Consider the following 20,138-nt stretch of genomic DNA (forward strand, 5'->3'; position numbering starts at 1 on the left):
CTGTTTACCGAATACTACTTAAGCAGTTTACTTAGCTTTAGGTCTGAATGGCTTGATGACTGACTCATCACACTCAAGAAAAGGTCCATCCATCAGATCGATACAGTAAGGAATAGCGGGGAATACTGCATCCAGACACTCACGAATCGACTTTGGCTTGCCTGGCAGGTTTACAATCAATGAATCGCCGCGAAGACCCGCTGTCTGGCGAGAAAGAATGGCCGTAGGAACAAACTTCAAAGACTCAGCGCGCATTAGCTCACCAAAACCTGGCATCATACGATCGCAAACAGCTTCAGTAGCTTCTGGAGTCACATCGCGCTTAGCTGGGCCTGTGCCACCTGTAGTGACAATAAGACTACAGTTTTGCTCATCAGCCATCTTAATTAGTGTTGCCGAGATAACATCAGTTTCATCTGGAATAACCTCATAAACAGGCTCCCACTCTGAGGTAAGGTATTCATTAAGAACATCGATAATCGCCTTACCAGAAAGGTCTTCATAAACACCAGCACTGGCTCTATCACTGACGGTAACAATACCGATTTTTGCTTTGCTCATTATCTTCTCCTCTACATCAAGTAGGCAATATAGGTTCCAGAGCTAACTAGTCAGCTCAATATGGGCTATAAAGTAGCATAAACAGCTAAAGTTAAACTTGATAATTGCACTCTCTATGGTGAAAAAGAGAGCAAGCTAGCCACTTGGGACGAATAAGATGATATTTAGTCACTTATCAGAGTGGCTACAAGCCCCTTGAAAGCCAATATTTACTCTTCCAGTAACTGTTATCTAAACGAGAGATCATCACACCTTGGCTCGTTGAAGCATGCATAAATCTCGAGTCGCTCAGATAGATACCGACATGACGAGTCGACCAGCCTGTTTTAAAAAAGACCAAGTCACCTGTTTTCAGGTTTTTCTTCGACACCTTATGGCCAATATCTTTTTGCTTCTCGGTTGTACGCGGTAACTGTTTTCCTAAAATACTTTTATACGCAAGTAATACAAAGCCAGAGCAATCAACACCACGCTTGCTCATACCGCCATAACGATAAGGCGTGCCTTTCCACTCACTATGATAAGCCAGCAGCTTTTTTTCTAAGCTTTGACTATAAGCACTATGGTTAGCAGAGCCTCTACTCGGCTGCTCAGGGAGTTGGCTAGAACATCCAGCTAAGAGAGCAAAAACGGTGAGACAAAAAAGAGTTCTAAGCAAGGCTAGCCTCGAAATGAGTGAAGTAGTATCAATAGTAGCGGCTATATTAACACTCGAGACATTAACAGAAAGTGAAGTGCTGATGATTTGTCATTGCCATCAAAACAAACCAGGGAGTTCAACCCACTCCCCGGCTTGCTGGCAAGGACAAATCTAATGGATAACTAATTAATAGTAATTGAGAGGAAGTAACCAATCACAGTCGCAGTAAGCACCCCGATAAACCCAGGCATAATAAAGCTATGGTTGAGGACATATTTACCAATCTTTGTTGTACCTGAGCGATCAAAACTTATTGCAGCGAGATCACTTGGGTAGAACGGGAAGAAAAAGTAAGCATAGCAAGCAGGCAATACGCCGATTAATACTGGGGCCAGAATACCTAATGAGAAACCAAGCGGCAACATGATAGTTAATACCGCTGCCTGACTCTTCAAGAAAACAGATACCACAAACATCGCTATCGCAAAGGTCCAAGGGTAGAGGTTAACAAGATCGCTCACCATAGAGACCAAATAGGTTTTATGATGACCGATAATCGTGTCACTGAGCCAAGCGATACCAAAGATAATGATCACCGCCGTCATCCCGGCAGTGAATACATTGCTGTTGACGATCTTTTTAGGTGAGATATTGGTACTCAGTAAAATAATACCGCCCACAGACAGCATCATAAACTGTATCGCCACCGACATTCCCACACCTTCTGGCAGCAACTGCTTGTTAAACATGGCAATGATAATGACCGATAAGATCCCCAACAAAAATACCGTTAAACCACGTTTAGCGGTTTTCTCTACCGCTTGTTTATCACTAGATTCAATTTCAGGGTCAATCAAACTCTCCCTAAACTCATCATCCTTTAAACGTGCTTGAAACTCAGGGTCTTTATCGAGATCTTTACCACGCTTTAAGCTCCAAGCAGAAGCAACGAGCACACCAATCAAGGTAGAAGGTATCGTCACCATCAAGACATCAATCAAACCAATATCTAAATTATTTTCCATTGAGGTCGCGATAACCACAGCGGCGGCAGCAGCAATTGGGCTGGCGGTGATGCCCATCTGAGATGCCACAGTGGCGATGGCAAGAGGCCGCTCTGGACGGATACCTTTTTTGTAAGCCACATCATAAATCACAGGAAGCAGTGGATAAACAGAGTGACCTGTACCGACTAACACAGTAAGAGAGTAAGTACATAAAGGCCCTAGAAAGACGATATGTTCTGGGTGTTTACGCAACAAACGTTCGGCAAAACGAACCAGTAACTTAAGCCCGCCAGTTGCTTCAAGTGTTGCAGAAGCGGCAACCACGGCCAAGATAATCAGCATCACGTTTATCGGCGGTGAGCCCGGCGCAATACCAAACACAAACGCCAATATTGAAACCCCTAAGCCACCCAAGAGGCCAAAGGCTATTCCACCATGACGGATCCCCACAAAGATCACCGCCAACAGTAACATCATATGAACGAAGAACATCACAAATCTCCTTTTAAACGATCGCGCAGTACTAGCGCATAGGGTACGCCTTCCTTAGTGAGTTAGTTTTTTTATGACATCCCTGTATATTAAAGTTATACATGGCAATACTGGGGCTAGGTAGAGATGAATTTCAGGAAAGAGATAAGGATCAGTTAAAAGCTAACCCCATGATTAGAAGTGTGAACTAAGCAGGATAAGACCATTAACAATGAACCTTACCCTGCCATTTTCTACAGCTTTAACGCAGACGTAATAGCACTCCAGGGCACCCATTTAAAATTTTGATTCTCATCTGGCATACGATTACGGCCATCTTGTACCACCATCATGCCTTGGGCCCATACACCACTACCAACGGCACTTGATGTGACATCTAAACCATCCGTTTCAGCGCTACCGTCATGGCCTTGTTGGGCGTTAACTCCAATTCTGAAGCGATCAACATATGCAAATGGCGGCGCACTATCATAGAGTAAGTAACTATCATTACCTTGACTGGACACCACTAAGTAGCCAGCCTCATCACCAGGCTGATACAGAGAAAGCCCTTCTATATCAGCAACCAGTGGCCCACCAGCTTTAATGATCATCTTGGCAGATGCTTGCGGGTTGGCATCCGCCAAATCGAACAACCAAATCCCCTCATTTTCTTCACCAAGAAAGAGTTTATGCCGCTTATCATCCGCCACACACCCCTCTGGCTGACTCGGCACGCGATACGTTGCTACTTCGGTCGCCTTTAAATGATTGTCTTGCCATTGCAATGCAATTTGCGCAATAACACCCGACTTTTCATTAACAAAAACAAATAGCTCATCCTCTTTAGGCTGGTATAAGCAGAGGCCATAGATATCATTCAAACTAGTGGCTTGTTCGGTTAACTGAGTCAGCTCGCCCTGCTCATTGATGTCGAAAATACTCAGGCTATTGCGGTCTCGATTACTGGCTATGGCTAAGTCTCGGCTTTCTCCCCCCAACTGCACACCTTGCCTAATATCGACATTATTAACCCGACCAGCCCCAATCTGCTGTATTTGTTGTCCCTGCATATTAAAGCTCAGCAAACCCCAACGCTTATTCGTCCCGAGAATACGGCTTTTTTCAGGTTCACTGGGATGCACCCAAATTGCGGGATCATCCATGGTATCGCCGGCTCGATCTGCAATATCACTTTCGACCTCTGTCGGCACTTCGATAATTTGAGTTTGTGAAGCACTAGCGCCTGAACTTAGCGCTTTATTAGCCACTCCCTGCCACTTTCGCATATAGAAGCGATCATTATGATCTGAGTATGCCCAAACACTGTCACCATCTATATACAGGCTCTCCAGCGATTGCAGATCATCAAAAGGATTAGCAATAACCTCACCCTGCTGATTAAAAATCTGCCCCTCTTCATCGAGCATGACAAGCTGATTGTCATGGAAAACCAGACCTGTTAATTGGTTATCAGGCAGCGCTGTTACCAACTCAGATTCGGCAGGCATATGAGGTGCAGCTGGGTAACGCCAAAGCCCCTGTTGATTATCTATGACATATAGCTGCTCACGAGTATCGACAGCGCACTTTACTGCCCCCAAAGTGACAGATAGGCCACGCATCAGTTGCGGTTGCCACTGCTTGCCTGACATGAGTAACCACTGCTCTGCACGCCCTTCATCATCACCAATCCAGGCATATAGATTGTTATCAACAGCTCTTGGCTGTAAGCACAACCACTCAACCTGAAATGACCGCTTAGGTAGCAAGGGGAAGCGATAAGCATTGGTCAGACTCAGATTAATGCCCTGCACTTGATCCACTTGGGTATCGTAAGTGAGTCCAATATTTTCAAAGATACTCAGGTATTCAAACTGACCCGGCATTATGCTGGTGAGCTTGTTATTATTTTCAAGCACCAAGCCTTGCTGCTCGCTGGCAAACACGAAACCATGCTGCCACTTTGCCATTTCACTGCCCGCCAATGGGCCCACTCCCCTTGTTTCCTCGTCAGCTAAGGCTGGATTTATCATCAAGGCAGCTGACAGCATCAAGGTGCACCAACTTGCCATAGGGGGATTAACTGGTTTTATTATTTTCATTTTTCTGTGCTCTACATGTTGATGAACTGAATACCTAGCTGAAACGTGCGGCCATACTCTTCGTATTGCGCGTTATAGCGGCTATGGCCTGTATAGGCATAAAAAGGTTCGTCGGTGAGGTTAATGCCTTTAAAGTACAAGGTGATATCTTCGGTAAGATAGCTTTTCGCCACAAAATCCCATTGCGTATGCGCATCTTGGTAGAGGTCGAAGTTAGCATCATCAAGTTCGGTGACCTCTATGAGGTATTCTGATTTATAAGCGGCCGATAGTCTGAAACTCACATAGCTGTTTTCATAGCCAAAAGATGCATTTGCCGTCATCTCAGACTGGCTAGGTAGAGGGATCTCGCGCTCCTGTGTGCCTGCATCCTGCCAACTAATATTGGCCGTTGAGTCGCTTAAGGTCAGGTTAGTGGTAAAGATAAGCCCGCGCCACGCCTCAGGCATAAAGCCAAACTCTTGCACATAGGCCAGTTCAACACCTAAGATCTCGGCGTCATCACCATTAGTGAACGTTTCTGCCTTATCAAAGCCCTGGTATTTTCCATAACCTGCTAAATCGGCCTCATAGATAAAATTACTAATATCTTTATAGAAACCACTGGCTGAAATGACTCCGAGCCCCCCCATATAATGTTCAATACTTAAATCCCAATTCATCGACTCCAGCGCTTCAAGATCTGGGTTACCAAAACTAGCTTCAAGTTCATCATCGTCTTGCTCGATTAAAAAGCCTGGCGCTAGCTGACCAAAGGTCGGCCTGACTATGGTATTGCTCCACGATGCCCGCATGACCGTCTTATCACTCAACTTATAATTCAGGTGTATACCGGGTAGCCAATGTTGATAATCTTTATCTGTGTCACTCGAGAAAAAATCATCCTGACTCTCATCAAAGCCTGTCCCTTGGGCTCTCATGGCCGTATGTTCAAATCTAACGCCTGCTAACACCCTAAGGTTATCAATATCAATATGCCCCATCAGGTAGGCGGCTGTAATATCTTCATCGATATCAAAATCATTAATCTGCGACTCGATATCATCTTTGGCTTGCTCACTGTCCATGCTGTTAACTAAGGCCCAGACTGGTGCCGCATCGATTGAGGGGCCAAAGCGTCCTAAATTGTAATTTGGCTCACCACCAGCAAAGGCGCTCATCAGTAACGCATCGTCGGTGATCCCTTGCTCGTTAAAATCTTCATATATCCAAATATCTTCACGGTTTTCTTTCTGGCGAGCCGTGTACTTAGCACCGAACTGAATTTCCACTGGCATCTGCTGAATTGACCCAGCTTTACTAAGGTCGAACTGAGCAGAAACCATAGTGTCTACCGCACTCGATTCAGCAATTTCAACCTTATCGAGCAAGTACTCATCGGCACTATAAAAGTCATCCGCTGCAGATATATGTGGGATTCTTGAATTTTGATAGGCCACATCATCAAACTCCCCCTCAAAGTCTGCCCCGCCGATATACCTAGGCTTATCGGCACTGGCCTGACTCCAACTGGCTTGATAGTCCAAGCTCCATTTATCAAACCTTGATTCACCGCCGAACACCACAGAGGCGATATCTTGCTTCTCCTCACGAGACTTAAGTGAACGCGTCGCCTCAACAGCTCCAGGACTCTCAGCTAATGTTGGCTCATCCCACTTTATCTCGTTTGCATTGCGGCTCTCTTTATCAACAAAGCTGCTATAAAGTGTTCTTAGATAAAGGTCATTATTATCATTTGGCCGAAAATCTAGATTCACACCTAAACCTAGTCGTTCGCGGTTGATCTGATAGTCCCTTTGCTCAACCTCTTCAAGCAAGGCTGGATCATCAAAGTCCCATTTTCCGCCAGTTTCAACATTGTCAGAGCCAAAATCACGCTGATACCAACTGGCAGCTACAGCGACGCCGAAGGTGTCATCAAAAATATCACTATAGCTCGCCGCCAACTTAGGGTTAGTGCTTTCAGTCATCTCATCATAGGAACCTTCGGCGCTAACATTCATATAAGTATCATCACGGTCGAAGGCCGATAAGCTCTTAACCTCGATGGCGCCACCGAGAGAATCTGCATCCATATCTGGCGTCAGGGTCTTAGAGACCTCAACCGATTGCAAAAGGTCTGCAGGGACAACATCCAGTGCAACCGCACGGCGATCGCTTTCGGGTGAAGGTAAACGGGTACCATTCATCGAAACGGCATTGTAATCCGGAGCCATACCTCGAATACGAACAAAGCGCCCCTCCCCCTGATCACGCTCTACTGAAATCCCAGGCACTCGCTGCAACGCTTCACTGATATTGGTGTCGGGGAAGTTCCCTAAGGCATCGGCGCTCAGTACGCTGACTAAGTTATCCGCTGCTCTTTGACGGTTAAGCGACTTACTTAGGGCACCACGTTGACCGACAACCTGAATGTGTTCGATACCTTTGCCCTGAAGCTGGATCTGGGTATTGACGATCCCTGTTTCAGTTACTGTGATTCGCTCTCTATAGGTTTGCCCACCTAAATAGTTGGCAACTAAGGTGTACTCACCCGCATGGACCTTTGGAAAGAAAAAACGGCCATCACGATTAGATTCGAGCCTAAGGTTCAGCTCTTCAATACTGATCAGCGCCCCCTGCAGTGGGAGTTGAGTATTAGCGTCTTTAATGGCACCTTCAATCCGCCCTGCCCACGCTGCCGAAGGCATACATAAGCTAGTCGCTAATAGCGCGACATACAGAGGAGAAAGCGAGCTTAACTGCTTCATTAGTTCTAGTCCTTGGTTAATTACCTGAATTGCAGGCAAACCTAAGGCAGAGAGATGACAGTTCCGTGACGCTGTTTTCAAACCAGCTGCAAAACACGGCCATAAATGCAATTGATCTAGCGATGTGAGCTCGTATGACTGAGGTGATAAAGCCGCTGCATCGCTGTACATGAGTAATAAGCAACCAACAGAGACTTTATAAGTAATTGATTAAACTGAATTTATACAAACCATAAATGTAACAAGCCACCACTTTATGAGCCAATATTAAAAATACCTTCCGCAATTAAGTAGGATCCACTGAGCTAATATGACTGCCCAACCGATCACTAAGCCGTCATAAATGCCCACTAATCTAGTCACATTGTTTGTAATAATGGCTGATTAACTAAACGCATGAATAGATCACTCAGAGTCAAAATCTTATTTTCATCCTGCATTGTATCGACTGGTTTAGTAAGCCTTTGTTTACTGCAGGCACAAACCAAACTGTTAGTAGAGATTGACTGGCTCGATGTCTTCACTGAAGGTGCTCTTCTGCTACTAGGGATCAGTTGGCTTGTCTTAGTGCTATTAGCACGTCCCGGTGGCAAGGTGACGCAACTCTTACTGATTGGTCTGCTAGCCTACAGCTTAGGTTGCTTTATGGATCTGCTAGACGAATTTTTTGTCAATGCCAGCCTGCCATTGTGGTTTAACTTATTGGAAAAAATCCCCACTCCTTTAGGCTTGCTCACACTTACCTATGGTTTGTGGTTATGGCGTGAGGAGCAGACAAGGATAAATGAGCAGCTCAGAACCAGAGAGCAGTTCTACCGTCAGCACCAACTGGTTGATCATGTCACACAAATATACGCGGCTAGCGCAATGCGTCATCAACTGAGTAAGAGTTTAAAGCAAGTTAATCACTTAGCGCTCATCATGATAGATCTCGATAACTTTACCGCAGTAAACCAAAAGCACGGGTTAACACGAGGGGATAAGATCTTAACCGAAGTCGCCCAATTAATCGCAACTCAATTACGCTCACAAGATCTAGTCTGTCGCTACGCCGGTGATAGGTTCATCCTTATGCTGCCAGAATGCTCACCGGCTTTAGCGACAGCCATTACCAGTGAACTCATCCACAACTTAGCCTTACTCGGATATCGAGCAAGCAGCGCAGAGCTGCATTGGCAACGCCAGAGTGCTGCAGATAAAAATAGCGATGCCGAAACCTTGATTGCTGAGATTAATCTGCAGATGGAAAAGGTGAAACAAGCCCGTCATTGGCCAAAGGCCGTTTAGCCTTGCTTGCCGTCGCCTATGCCAGTGACAAATGCATCGACAGCCAGTTACTGGTATCGAATCTCATCTCACTCTTTGAACAAAGACGACTTAGCCTCACTGAACTGCTATCGGGAACAGGGATCTTTATTGAGGATCTCAAAGCCCAGCATAAAATCAGCCCGCTGCAGCTGCTTAAGCTGATCGCCAATGCACAAAAATTATGGCCAGGGGAGGATTTAGCCTTTTTACTCGGTCAACAGTGGCTACCCAATCAAAGTGGTTTAATGACCAATGGTTTACTATGCTGTCGTGACTTAAGCCAACTAGAGTCTCATTGGCAAAAGTATCACTGGCTGAGTCAGCCTTGGCTACAGGGGTGGCGCTGGCAAACAGAGACAAAACAGCACCTCCTCTTCACACTGGATATCGGAGCGCACACTCATCAACGCTTCTTTATCGAGCTTACCCTTTCCAGCTTGGTATCCAGCTACAAACACCTCAAACATCAAGCCTTACACGCCGAGTTTGCGCTACCTTACCCAGCGCCTTCAAATATCGACCAATATCATAAGTATTTGGGTAATATGCTCAAGTTTCAGCAACCCATATGTACAATCAGTTATGAGAAAAACCTACAGAAACAAAGCTTTGAAATGGCGAACTCACACGGGTATAAGCTCGCAGACAGGCAAGCTAGCTCCCAGTTACAAGACGCAGAGTACAAAATAGGTATACCTGCCGCTATCCGCTCTATGATAAGACAAACCAAAGGCCAGCATGCTTCGCTTCCGGATATCGCTGAAAAACTGACGATAAGCCCTGCAACGCTCAAGAGGCGTTTAAAAGAGTACAACACCAGTTTTCAACAGCTTCAGGATGAAGCGAACCTTCATCAAGCACTTTACCTATTAGCAATAGATGGCGAGAGCAACACTGCGGTGGCAGAGCAGCTACAATTTGCAGACAGCAATAACTTTAGACGCTCATTCAAGCGCTGGACTGGACAATTACCAGGCTACTTTACAGATTGGTTATCAAAAGTGAACAGTTAAACAGCTTGTCCTGCGGCAACACCCGATGACCAAGCCCATTGGAAGTTAAACCCTCCCAACCAACCGCTGACATCCATCACCTCACCAATGAAAAAGAGCCCTGATACAGATTTCGCTTCCATGGTTTTCGATGACAACTCGTCAGTATCGACACCACCTAAGGTCACCTCTGCTGTACGGTAACCTTCAGTGCCATTCATCAAGATCTCCCACGATTCAAGATCGACGGCTAGCTGTTCTAGCTCTTTATGTACCAGCTGATTCATCGCCTTGTTAAGCAAAGCTTCATCAAAAAGAGCTTCAACTAACCGCTTTGGCAGCCAGTGTGCAAGGGTATTCCTCAAGCTCTGTTTAGGGTGATTGGCTAACACTAGCTCTATCGCTGCACGGGCATCGATGCCGGGCAGTAGATTAATACTAATGGACTCACCTGGATTCCAGAAATTAGATATCTGCAAAATGGCAGGACCTGATAGGCCTCGGTGAGTGAACAGCAGAGCTTCGCTAAATTGAGTGCCATCTTTTGCAGTAATTGTACTAGGTATAGCGATACCAGAGAGTGGCTCAAACTTCTGCTTTTGCTCACTGTGCCAGGTAAAAGGCACTAAACCAGCACTCGTTGGCAGCACTTTAAGGCCGAACTGTTTAGCAATATGGTAACCATAGGGACTGGCACCAAGTTTAGGCATTGAGAGGCCACCTGTAGCAATCACTAAAGATTCACAGGTGTAGGTCTCTTTATCTGTCGACAATTCAAACTGACCGTTTTCTAATTTAACGATCTGACTAATCTCTGTCTTAAGCTGAATTTTAGCTCCAGCCCATTCGCATTCAGTCTTCAGCATAGTAACGATCTCTTTCGCTGAATCATTACAGAACAACTGACCGTGATCACGCTCGTGATACTCAATGCCATGTCGCTCAACCAGCTCTATAAAATCACTGCTGCGATATCTTGCAAGTGCAGATTTAACAAAGTGACCATTACTGCAGATAAAGTTAAGAGGCTCTACTTTTTGATTGGTGAAGTTACAGCGGCCGCCGCCACTGATCAATATCTTACGTCCAGCTTGCTTAGCATTGTCGAGTACGAGTACATCACGTCCACGGTAACCCGCTGATGCTGCACACATAAGTCCAGCCGCACCTGCTCCGATAATGATTACATCATGATGTTTCACTTGCTCTACCTCAACAACTCACGCAGCCTATGGGCGCTCGTTTACTTAAAAACCACCAAAAAATAAGGGCGCTATTTTAGCACCCTTTTTACTGTTTCTCATAAACTGAAGAAATGGATTAATCGTTATCCTCAGTCTCAGATTTTTTCTCTCTGGCCAACAAGGCTTTAGCCGCTTCGTGGGGCGTGCCACCTTGATAGAGCACCTTGTACACTTGCTCAGTGATCGGCATCTCAACCCCTAGACGCTTAGCTAATGCGTAAACCTCTTTGGTATTGCGATAACCTTCGACAACCTGACCAATTTCAACTTGAGCAGCTTCAACATCTTTACCTTGCCCAAGCGCCAAACCAAAGCGACGATTGCGTGATTGGTTATCAGTACAGGTCAATACTAGGTCGCCAAGACCTGCCATTCCCATAAAGGTAGAACCTTGAGCACCTATAGCCTCACCAAGACGAGTAAGCTCTACCAAACCACGGGTGATAAGTGCCGTTCTGGCATTAGCACCAAAACCGATACCATCAGACATACCAGCGCTAATAGCGATAACATTCTTAACGGCGCCACCAAGTTGCAGGCCGGTAAAGTCATCATTGGCGTAGACACGTAAACGTTTAGGGCTATGCAAAAGCTCAACAAGGTCTTCAGTAAATTGCCCATCAGTACCCGCGACAGAGATAGCTGTCGGTAAGCCTGCGGCTAACTCTTTGGCAAAAGTAGGGCCAGACAGCACAGCTAATGGGTATTTATCACCTAGCACTTCAACTGCGACTTCTTGAAGTAGTCTGCCAGTTTCTGGCTCAAGCCCCTTTGTAGCCCAAACGATACGAGAATCTTCACGTAACAAAGGCTTTGCTTGATCAAGCACTAATCCAAACACATGACTAGGTACAACAACGAGGACATTGTTGGATGCAGCAAGTGCTGTTGCTAGGTCTGCTTCAGGAATAAGCAGTTCAGGAAGTGCAATACCGGGTAAGAACTCCTCATTGGCCTTATCGCGCTTGAGGCTATTGATATGCTCAGGGTCATGGCCCCAAAGCAAAGTTCGATGTCCGTTACTGGCTAGAGAAATAGCAAGGGCGGTGCCATAAGACCCCGCCCCTAATACCGTAATATCGGCAGTGTTTTTCATATAACTACTCAATTTTATACCACTTCATCCGAGCATAGCACCCGAATGAAGCAGTCGCTATCTGAGCAGCGACAGGAAATGCTGAACAGATACGTTCAGTTTTTGATTATGCGCTTGCTTCTTCTGTCTTTTCAGAAGCTGCAGCAGCTTCTTCTGCACCGGCTTGACGCTGGTTAACATACTGAGCGAAAAGTGCATCGAAGTTAACTGGTGCTAGGTTAAGCTGTGGGAAAGTACCACGAGAAACCAAGCTACCCACTGCTTCACGAGCATATGGGAAAAGAATGTTAGGGCAGTATGCACCTAGAGAGTGTGCAAGTTGCTGCTCTGTTAGGCCATTAATTGCGAAGATACCTGCTTGCTGAACTTCACAAAGGAATGCAGTTTCTTCACCGTTTTTAGCAGTAACAGTTAAAGAAAGAACAACTTCGAATACGTTGTCAGCTAGTTTAGCGCTACGAGTATCAAGATCTAGCTTAACTTCTGGGTTCCACTCTTTCTGGAAAACAGCTGGGCTGTTTGGTGTTTCGAAAGAGATATCTTTCGTGTAAACACGTTGGATGTTGAATTGAGGATCTTGTTGTTCGTTGTTTGCTACTTCAGCCATAATTTTACCTATTCAATTTTAAGGGCTTCAAATTGAAGCCAATCATAAGGGCTTTTGTTACGTGAGGCTTGAAACTCGCCCTCAGACACCATCCCGGGTTTTAGTTTTTGCTATTTCTTACTTTTTGACACTGGCAAGTTGTTTGACTGCCAATCACCCATACCGCCTTTTAGGTTATGTACAGATTCAAAACCTGCTTTAACCATCAACTGCGACGCTTGTGATGACACCATACCAGCATTACATACCATTATAATGGGACTCGCTTTAAACTTTTCAAGGGCAGAAAGTTTATTATTTTTAATTTCTGACAAAGGCACATTGATAGCATCGACAATATGTCCCTTTTTAAACTCAGCTTTTTCTCTCACATCTATCACTTTTGCGTCTTGCTTATTAATAAGCAAAGTCGCTTGTTGGTGATCAACGGTAGCAACTTTAGAGATGCTAGATTTGAAAACGCTAACGATAAGGCCGATGAATAAACCTATCCAGGCAAGGCTCAACATAGGGTTAGCTTTCAAAAATTCGATATATTCTTGCATATTAATCTGCCTACTTGTAAGGGCTATATGTTCAATAAGGGCACAGAGTATACCACCCAAGATGCTGATGAATGAAGCAAGTTAGCGAGATCCAGTGAACTCGATAGCTCCAATCTAGGTAAATTCCTTTTTCAACTAGGCCTTCCGTAGTAATATTTAACCAATTTCTGATTTCAACTCTATCTTTCAAACTTAAAGGTACCACCATGACGACACGCAAACGCCCCTTGGCACTGCTGATCCTCGATGGCTGGGGTTACCGTGAAAACACACAGAAAAATGCTGTTTTTCATGCTAAAACCCCTGTTTTGGATCGACTCAATAAACAATACGCTAACAGCTTAATTTCTGGTTCTGGTCTCGATGTCGGATTACCTGACGGGCAGATGGGTAACTCAGAAGTCGGCCACATCAATATCGGCTCTGGACGCATTGTTTATCAAGAACTTACTCGTATAGGGAAAGCAATTGATGACGGTGAATTTGACAACAACCCGGCCTTATTGGCATCTATAGACCACGCTATAGCTAAAGATGGCGCCGTTCATATTATGGGGCTAGTCTCTCCCGGTGGCGTCCATAGTCACGAGAAGCATATAGAAGCTATGTGCCGTTTAGCGGTAAAGCGCGGTGCTAAACAAGTTTACCTGCATGCTTTTCTAGATGGACGCGATACACCACCTAGAAGTGCAAAGTCGAGTTTAGCTCATTTTGATGATCTGTTTACTACATTAGGAACGGGCCGAGTAGCTTCACTCATCGGCCGCTACTATGCCATGGATCGTGATAACCGTTGGGATCGTGTGACGTTAGCCTACGACCTTATCACTCAAGGGCTTTCTCAATACCAATACTCTGGAGCAGTTGAGGCTTTAGAAGCAGCTTATGCCCGCGATGAAAATGATGAGTTTGTTTCAAGCTCTGCAATCACTGATAATCAAGGTGAAGTTGCTAAGCTAACAGACAATGATGCGCTTATCTTTATGAACTTCCGTGCCGACCGCGCTAGACAGATCACTCGAAGCTTTGTTGACAATGACTTCGATGGTTTTGAGCGTAAAGCCAAGCCTAATGCTCACTTTGTTATGCTAACCCAATATGCTGCGAATATAGATGCACCTATCGCTTTCCCAGCAACAGAGCTGAACAATACCTTAGGTGAAGTACTGCAAAATAATGGCAAGACTCAGCTACGTATTTCAGAAACTGAGAAGTATGCTCATGTGACCTTCTTCTTTAATGGTGGTAAAGAGGACCCATTTACCGGTGAAGATAGAATTCTTATTCAGTCACCTAAAGTGGCCACCTATGACCTACAGCCTGAGATGAGCTCAGCTGAGCTTACAGACAAGCTTATTGGTGCTATAGATTCCAGCAATTATGATGTGATTATCTGTAACTACCCTAACGGTGATATGGTCGGCCACACTGGCAGTTTCGAAGCGGCAGTGAAAGCTTGTGAAGCTGTTGATACCTGTATAGGTCGCGTTGTTGAGGCGTTAGAGAAGGTTGGTGGTGAATGCTTAATCACCGCAGACCATGGTAATGCCGAACAGATGACAGATGAGCAAACCGGACAAGCTCATACTGCTCATACTAGCGAATTAGTCCCACTCATTTATGTAGGACGTGATGCGAGTATTGAAGATGGCGGCCGTTTGAGCGATCTTGCTCCAACCATGTTAACCTTGATGGGAGAAAGCGTACCATCAGAGATGACAGGTCGCTCAATAATCACATTAAGTGAGTAAATAATAATTGGTTAACCGTTACTTTTTTTGTAAAGCCAGCACTCTTGCTGGCTTTATCTTGCTATCAATGCCCCTACACGCTTCGGACTTGCAGCAACGTCAGTCCGACCTTAAGTCTTTGCAATCACAGATAAGCAAACAGGCATCCGATCTTAAAGATACCAATAAACAGCGAGAGAAACTTGTCTCCCTGTTAAAGAAAGATGAGCAAGCCATTGCTGCTGCAGCAAGAAAAGTTAACGAGACTAAAGAATCACTCGCTAAAACAGATAAAAAGCTAGCCGAATTAGTACAACGACAAACCAAGCTAGATAAGCTTAAATCAGATCAACAAGAGACGCTTTCTAATCAACTTGCCAGCGCTTACTTAGCTGGAAATCATGATTACAGTAAGATGTTACTTAATCAGCAAAGTCCTGCAACCATAGAGCGCCTACTCGCCTACTACCAATATCTAAATAATGCCCGTATGGCTTCCATCACAGAGCTTCAAAAAACGATAGAAGAGCTTAGTGAAATTCAACTTGAACAAAAGCAGCAGCAAGCACAGCTTAACAAGTTAGTTTTAACCCAGCAGGAACAGGCCAAAGAGCTTAATCAAGAGCAAGAGCAGAGACAAAGAACGCTCACTCAACTACAGAAAACAATGAGCAGTAGTGGCGCTAAGCTAGAGCAACTTCAAATAGAGGAAGCCAGTTTAAAGCGTGTCGTTGAGCAAGCTATCACAGCGATGAAAAGTAGCCCTTCGATGGAAGGGTTATCGAGCAGTAAAAAGCTCAGTTGGCCAACGAAAGGTCGCGTTAGATCTGGGTTTGGCAGTCGCCGCTCGGGACAAGTCAAATGGAAGGGGGTCACTCTTTCCGCACCTGAAGGCCAAAAAATAACGGCAATTGCAGCGGGTAAAGTTATCTATGCTGATTGGTTACGTGGTTTTGGTATGGTGCTCGTTGTCGACCATGGCAAGGGCTATATGAGCCTTTACGGTCACGCACAGACTCTATTAAAAAATGCTGGAGACACCGTCAATCAAGGGGAGTCTATCGCTTTGGTCGGTCGTTCAGGTGGACAAGCACAGGCTGGCCTATACTTTGAGGTAAGGCATAAAGGGCAAGCGGTCGATCCTGCGAGATATTGCAAACGCTAGGAGTGACAGAAGCCCTAATTAATAGGGGTTGCCATGTCACAATTTATTCGTTATTTCTGCAGTATTATCTTTGGTGTTGCACTCGGTGTGTCAGTCACCTTATCGGGTCAGGAGAATGCAGAGCAGTATCATCCAAGCCTCAACTACCCAGTTCTGCTCGATGTTATCGATACGGTCGAAACTTATTACGTCACTGAATTTAGCCAAGATGAATTGGTTGCTGCTGCAATCGAGGGGATTTTTGCCAAATTAGATCCCTACTCTAACTTTCTTGATAAACAAGAATTTTCCAATATCAGAGATGCTAACAAAGGCGAATATTTTGGTTTCGGCATAGAGATAGCAACCGATGAAGATAAGATAACCATAGTAACGCCCTTTCCAAGCTCCCCCGCTGAGCGAGCAGGCATCAAAGCTGGTGATCAGATAATCAAGTTAAACAATCAAGATGTGGACTCAGAGAAGTTAGACGATCTACTCAAAGAGATTAAAGATTACAGTCAGAACAACCAGCCTATCGTACTTGCACTTACACACTCCCAACTGGGTAGTATCTATGAGGTAACCCTGACCCCTAGTGTTATATCAGTACAATCAGTTACCGCAGAACTCCTTGAAGGCAATATAGGTTATATCAAGCTTGCAAGCTTTCAGGACAACTCCACTGAAGAGGTGGTTAAACAGCTATCTGAATGGCAAACATTAGACTTGAACGGTTTAGTTTTAGATTTGAGGAACAACCCTGGCGGACTACTTGATCAAGCGATAAAGATTGCTGATATATTTCTCGCAAAAGGCCGGATTGTTTCAACTGAGGGGCGGTTCTTTGATGCTAACTCTGAATACTATGCTTCTCCACATACCATGCTGCTCGACATTCCAATGACTGTACTCATCAACAAAGGATCAGCCTCAGCGTCAGAGGTGCTAGCAGCTGCATTACAGGAAAATAAAAGAGCAACACTCATTGGAGAAACTAGCTTTGGGAAAGGCACTGTACAGAGCCTAATTCCTACATTGATGGAAGGTAATGCGATTAAGTTAACAATAGCTAAATATAACACCCCAAAAGGAAAGGACATCAACGCAAAAGGGATAGTGCCAGATATAAAACTTGAATTAGACACTGTAACAAACGAACAAACTATGCCTATAATCGACCACACAGAGATCCATGCTAATGATTATAGAAATAAAACGGAGACAGACTTAGCTCTTAACTCCGCAATCACATGGATAAAGACTAATCCTTAAAGCCTTTTACTAAAATAATAAAAGGTATGGAAAATACCGAAAACAGTGCGCTCTTTTATTCTTTTTGTAGTTCTTGTTATATCGAGTAGTTTTGTAAAAGCATCACAAGTAGCGATCATCATTGACGATATTGGTTATCGTCAATCTGATGAAGCTGTACTGACTTTGCCAAACAAGATCACCTTATCCGTTCTTCCCCATACTCCTTTAGGCAGCTCTGTTGCCCATCAAGCCAATAGCAAAGGCTATGAAGTGATGCTCCACCTTCCTATGCAAGCACTAAATGGCAAAAAGCTTGGGCCCGGCGGGATCACCAATGGCATGGATGAGGCTGAGGTAAAGCACACCGTAGTGGAAGCCTTTCGCAGTGTGCCTGTTGCAAAAGGGGTCAATAACCACATGGGCAGCCTGCTCACTCAACTGAACGAGCCAATGCAGTGGGTGATGGAAAGCTTAAAGCAAAAAGATCTCTACTTCGTAGACAGCATGACCACTAAGTACACCAAAGCCGGAGTAACTGCAGACAAGCTGGGGATCCCTTTATTAAGAAGACAGGTATTTCTGGATAATGAGCTGTCGACAGCAGCGCTAGAGTTGCAATTTAAACGCCTAATGGCTTTGGCTCATAAACAAGGGCAGGTAGTTGCAATTGCCCACCCCTACCCAGAAACCATCGCTTATCTTAAGCATAACCTGCCTAGGCTGGAAAAAGCTGGTATAAGATTGGTCAGAACTTCTGAACTCTTACCCTATAGATTAGCGAGTAAAGAGAATACAGGTAAAGATGCTACTCTCAGGCTGAAATAGCATCATGTCGTTGAGTATTAAGCTAACTCTAATACTGGAATTGATAACTCTGGTAGCAACTTAACAAGATCGTTCCTGTTACTGACTATGTCTGACAAGGAATATTGATCCAGTACCGTTAGATATGCACTCACAGCTTCAGCCAGAACACCTTTTAACTGACAAGCCGGAGTAAACCTACAGTAAGGCTTGCTACAGTCAATCGGCGCTAAGGAGTTTTCAAGCACCCTAACTAACTGACCAATATTGATATCATCCGGTGACATGCCTAATTTAAAGCCACCACTTTTTCCTCTGATAGTCTGTAAATAACCTAGCTTACCCAAGTGATGTACAATTTTAGAGACATGATTAGGCGACAATTCAAAGACCTCAGTGATCTCAGAAATCCTGAATAGCGTCTCTCTTTCAGGCTGAATAGCCAAATACATCAAGGTACGGATACCAAAGTCTGTATAACGAGTTAACTGCATTGCACACCTTAAAAAGTTAATCTAAAGGCTAACTTAAAAAGTTAACCTAGAGGGTTGCTCCAAAACATATTTAGAGCCGTATTAATTTGTTTGAGACTCTAAGTAAGTAATTAAACTTATTGCTTCAGCGTTTGTCTTTCCACACACATCTTCAGTTGCTGTAAAGGAACTACACACTTCCGGTCGTTCTTTCATTCCGAAAATCTTACATAAATTGTCATCCGAGAGCTGAATGCACCTCTCACCAGCAAGCTTCCCCATAGGCATACCAGGGATTGGACTTGAGATGGACGGAGCGATACAGCAAGCACCACAACCCAGTCGGCAATTCATAAACTCATTCCTTTCAACACATTATACCCATAATTGAGTAGCATGATAGTTGCAATGATCACATGGCAATAGAATAAAGGTCAACTAAAAGGACCGTTTTACTAAGCTTGATCTCAGCAAATAGTTCTATGCAATTGAGTAATAAGCCATCAAACCTAGCCACAAAAGTCAGACAAGCTATATCAAAGCTAATAAATTAAAGTCTAAAAAACGAAGTCGGCTATAGTACCTAAACTCGCACATAAAAAGCCAATAAATATGCATCTTATATTTTAAGCATGTGATAGAGCGCAATACAACTAGGCTAACAGCAGCGAGCTAACAGGCTCCTGCCACTAAATAGCGTGGTTACGAGTGAACTCTATTAGTTGGGATAGCCACAGCATAAAAAATTTTTATATCTTCCAAACACGAAAAAAGCCTCTGCATTTCTGCAGAGGCTTTTGTCTTTGTGTTGGCGGAGCGGACGGGACTCGAACCCGCGACCCCCGGCGTGACAGGCCGGTATTCTAACCAACTGAACTACCGCTCCTTTAGTAAAGTACTTGCGCATATTACTAAATTCTTTTTAAGTCGCTAGCTTGTCAAGGCTAGGAGACTTGCTTCAACTATCGAAGCAAAATAGGCGCCTGGAAATGACCTACTCTCACATGGGGAGACCCCACACTACCATCGGCGCTATTGCGTTTCACTTCTGAGTTCGAGATGGGATCAGGTGGGGCCACAATGCTATGGTTTCCAGACTAATTTGGAAATTTGAAAAGCTAATTAGTTCTATAATCRTTCTAACTTAAATCAAGTCGTATTCTTTTGTGCTTGTAAAGTAATCATCACTAATCACCACAAACCCATCTGGGTTGTATGGTTAAGCCTCACGAGTCATTAGTACAAGTTAGCTCAACGCCTCACAACGCTTACACACCTTGCCTATCAACGTCCTAGTCTAGAACGGCTCTTTAGAGAGATTAAATCTCTAGGGATGACTCATCTTAGGACTCGCTTCCCGCTTAGATGCTTTCAGCGGTTATCGATTCCGAACGTAGCTACCGG

The 20,138-nt window shown here is 44.6% G+C and carries 17 protein-coding genes, 1 tRNA gene and 2 rRNA genes; 6 read left to right on the plus strand and 14 right to left on the minus strand.

The annotated features are described in order from the left end of the window. Positions 1-27: 27 nt before the first annotated feature. From mog to BM736_RS16595, 5 genes are all read right to left on the minus strand, one after another. Positions 28-561, minus strand: a complete 534-nt coding sequence (gene mog, locus BM736_RS16575) for a molybdopterin adenylyltransferase (RefSeq protein ID WP_076414181.1) — start codon at positions 559-561, stop codon at positions 28-30. A gap of 184 nt (positions 562-745) precedes the next feature. Next, a complete protein-coding gene (locus tag BM736_RS16580; protein WP_076414183.1) occupies positions 746-1,219 on the minus strand; it encodes an NlpC/P60 family protein in 474 nt (157 codons plus the stop codon). 164 nt (positions 1,220-1,383) lie between these two features. Then, positions 1,384-2,700, minus strand: coding sequence for an anaerobic C4-dicarboxylate transporter (locus BM736_RS16585; RefSeq protein ID WP_076414185.1), 1,317 nt, complete (start codon positions 2,698-2,700; stop codon positions 1,384-1,386). Between the two features lie 233 nt (positions 2,701-2,933). Further along, positions 2,934-4,784 (minus strand): phytase, encoded by a 1,851-nt coding sequence (locus BM736_RS16590; RefSeq protein WP_083700244.1) that lies wholly within the window; start codon positions 4,782-4,784, stop codon positions 2,934-2,936. An 11-nt stretch (positions 4,785-4,795) separates the two neighbouring features. Then, complete coding sequence (locus tag BM736_RS16595) at positions 4,796-7,534, minus strand: TonB-dependent receptor (protein WP_076414242.1); 2,739 nt, start codon at positions 7,532-7,534, stop codon at positions 4,796-4,798. Positions 7,535-7,930: 396 nt separating this feature from the next. Here BM736_RS16595 and BM736_RS16600 point away from each other — a divergent pair, with 396 nt between their 5' ends. Both BM736_RS16600 and BM736_RS16605 read left to right on the plus strand, forming a co-directional pair. After that, a complete protein-coding gene (locus tag BM736_RS16600) occupies positions 7,931-8,821 on the plus strand; it encodes a diguanylate cyclase domain-containing protein (protein WP_076414189.1) in 891 nt (296 codons plus the stop codon). Further along, a complete protein-coding gene (locus BM736_RS16605; RefSeq protein ID WP_256717926.1) occupies positions 8,803-9,855 on the plus strand; it encodes an AraC family transcriptional regulator in 1,053 nt (350 codons plus the stop codon). Before BM736_RS16600 ends, BM736_RS16605 begins: the two co-directional genes overlap by 19 nt. On the opposite strand, the gene BM736_RS16610 is transcribed toward BM736_RS16605, so the two are convergent. From BM736_RS16610 to BM736_RS16625, 4 genes are all read right to left on the minus strand, one after another. Beyond that, positions 9,852-11,036 (minus strand): NAD(P)/FAD-dependent oxidoreductase, encoded by a 1,185-nt coding sequence (locus BM736_RS16610; RefSeq protein ID WP_076414191.1) that lies wholly within the window; start codon positions 11,034-11,036, stop codon positions 9,852-9,854. The two genes, BM736_RS16605 and BM736_RS16610, sit on opposite strands and share 4 nt — an antisense overlap. A 118-nt stretch (positions 11,037-11,154) precedes the next feature. Continuing rightward, a complete protein-coding gene (gene gpsA / locus BM736_RS16615) occupies positions 11,155-12,174 on the minus strand; it encodes an NAD(P)H-dependent glycerol-3-phosphate dehydrogenase (protein WP_076414193.1) in 1,020 nt (339 codons plus the stop codon). Positions 12,175-12,280: 106 nt separating this feature from the next. Further along, a complete protein-coding gene (gene secB / locus BM736_RS16620) occupies positions 12,281-12,781 on the minus strand; it encodes a protein-export chaperone SecB (protein WP_076414195.1) in 501 nt (166 codons plus the stop codon). 110 nt (positions 12,782-12,891) lie between these two features. Further along, entirely contained in the window at positions 12,892-13,326 is a 435-nt protein-coding gene (locus tag BM736_RS16625; RefSeq protein ID WP_076414197.1) for a rhodanese-like domain-containing protein, read from the minus strand. Positions 13,327-13,532: 206 nt separating this feature from the next. Between BM736_RS16625 and gpmM the strand changes: the two genes are divergently transcribed. The 4 genes from gpmM to BM736_RS16645 all read left to right on the plus strand — a co-directional run bounded on the left by gpmM (position 13,533) and on the right by BM736_RS16645 (position 18,282). Next, entirely contained in the window at positions 13,533-15,077 is a 1,545-nt protein-coding gene (gene gpmM / locus BM736_RS16630) for a 2,3-bisphosphoglycerate-independent phosphoglycerate mutase (RefSeq protein ID WP_076414199.1), read from the plus strand. Positions 15,078-15,144: 67 nt separating this feature from the next. Next, positions 15,145-16,221: a murein hydrolase activator EnvC gene (locus tag BM736_RS16635; RefSeq protein WP_076414246.1), complete on the plus strand. Its 1,077-nt coding sequence runs from the start codon at positions 15,145-15,147 to the stop codon at positions 16,219-16,221. Positions 16,222-16,254: 33 nt separating this feature from the next. Then, positions 16,255-17,475, plus strand: a complete 1,221-nt coding sequence (locus BM736_RS16640; protein ID WP_076414201.1) for a S41 family peptidase — start codon at positions 16,255-16,257, stop codon at positions 17,473-17,475. Between the two features lie 45 nt (positions 17,476-17,520). Further along, complete coding sequence (locus tag BM736_RS16645; protein WP_076414203.1) at positions 17,521-18,282, plus strand: divergent polysaccharide deacetylase family protein; 762 nt, start codon at positions 17,521-17,523, stop codon at positions 18,280-18,282. A 17-nt stretch (positions 18,283-18,299) separates the two neighbouring features. Here the strand turns inward: BM736_RS16645 and BM736_RS16650 are convergent, their stop codons facing one another. The 5 genes from BM736_RS16650 to BM736_RS16670 form a co-directional block, all read right to left on the minus strand. Continuing rightward, positions 18,300-18,755: an Rrf2 family transcriptional regulator gene (locus BM736_RS16650; RefSeq protein ID WP_076414205.1), complete on the minus strand. Its 456-nt coding sequence runs from the start codon at positions 18,753-18,755 to the stop codon at positions 18,300-18,302. An 81-nt stretch (positions 18,756-18,836) separates the two neighbouring features. Then, the gene (locus BM736_RS16655; protein WP_076414207.1) at positions 18,837-19,088 is read right to left on the minus strand and encodes a YkgJ family cysteine cluster protein; all 252 of its coding nucleotides are present in this window, start codon (positions 19,086-19,088) and stop codon (positions 18,837-18,839) included. Positions 19,089-19,543: 455 nt separating this feature from the next. Then, positions 19,544-19,620, minus strand: a tRNA-Asp gene (locus BM736_RS16660). Positions 19,621-19,715: 95 nt separating this feature from the next. Next, positions 19,716-19,831 (minus strand): 5S ribosomal RNA (gene rrf, locus BM736_RS16665). A 118-nt stretch (positions 19,832-19,949) separates the two neighbouring features. Continuing rightward, positions 19,950-20,138: ribosomal RNA gene (locus BM736_RS16670) — 23S ribosomal RNA — on the minus strand; the annotation flags it as partial.

It is taken from the genome of Shewanella sp. UCD-KL12 (assembly GCF_001957125.1).
Lineage (GTDB): Bacteria > Pseudomonadota > Gammaproteobacteria > Enterobacterales > Shewanellaceae > Shewanella.

What these genes read in the sequence shown, in the direction of transcription:
- mog (WP_076414181.1), bottom strand. Translation starts at nt 561, where the DNA reads ATGAGCAAAGCAAAAATCGGTATTGTTACCGTCAGTGATAGAGCCAGT.
- BM736_RS16590 (WP_083700244.1), bottom strand. Translation starts at nt 4,784, where the DNA reads ATGAAAATAATAAAACCAGTTAATCCCCCTATGGCAAGTTGGTGCACC.
- secB (WP_076414195.1), bottom strand. Translation starts at nt 12,781, where the DNA reads ATGGCTGAAGTAGCAAACAACGAACAACAAGATCCTCAATTCAACATC.
- gpmM (WP_076414199.1), top strand. Translation starts at nt 13,533, where the DNA reads ATGACGACACGCAAACGCCCCTTGGCACTGCTGATCCTCGATGGCTGG.
- BM736_RS16635 (WP_076414246.1), top strand. Translation starts at nt 15,145, where the DNA reads ATGCCCCTACACGCTTCGGACTTGCAGCAACGTCAGTCCGACCTTAAG.
- BM736_RS16585 (WP_076414185.1), bottom strand. Translation starts at nt 2,700, where the DNA reads ATGTTCTTCGTTCATATGATGTTACTGTTGGCGGTGATCTTTGTGGGG.
- BM736_RS16640 (WP_076414201.1), top strand. Translation starts at nt 16,255, where the DNA reads ATGTCACAATTTATTCGTTATTTCTGCAGTATTATCTTTGGTGTTGCA.
- BM736_RS16595 (WP_076414242.1), bottom strand. Translation starts at nt 7,534, where the DNA reads ATGAAGCAGTTAAGCTCGCTTTCTCCTCTGTATGTCGCGCTATTAGCG.
- BM736_RS16600 (WP_076414189.1), top strand. Translation starts at nt 7,931, where the DNA reads ATGAATAGATCACTCAGAGTCAAAATCTTATTTTCATCCTGCATTGTA.
- gpsA (WP_076414193.1), bottom strand. Translation starts at nt 12,174, where the DNA reads ATGAAAAACACTGCCGATATTACGGTATTAGGGGCGGGGTCTTATGGC.
- BM736_RS16625 (WP_076414197.1), bottom strand. Translation starts at nt 13,326, where the DNA reads ATGCAAGAATATATCGAATTTTTGAAAGCTAACCCTATGTTGAGCCTT.
- BM736_RS16655 (WP_076414207.1), bottom strand. Translation starts at nt 19,088, where the DNA reads ATGAATTGCCGACTGGGTTGTGGTGCTTGCTGTATCGCTCCGTCCATC.
- BM736_RS16650 (WP_076414205.1), bottom strand. Translation starts at nt 18,755, where the DNA reads ATGCAGTTAACTCGTTATACAGACTTTGGTATCCGTACCTTGATGTAT.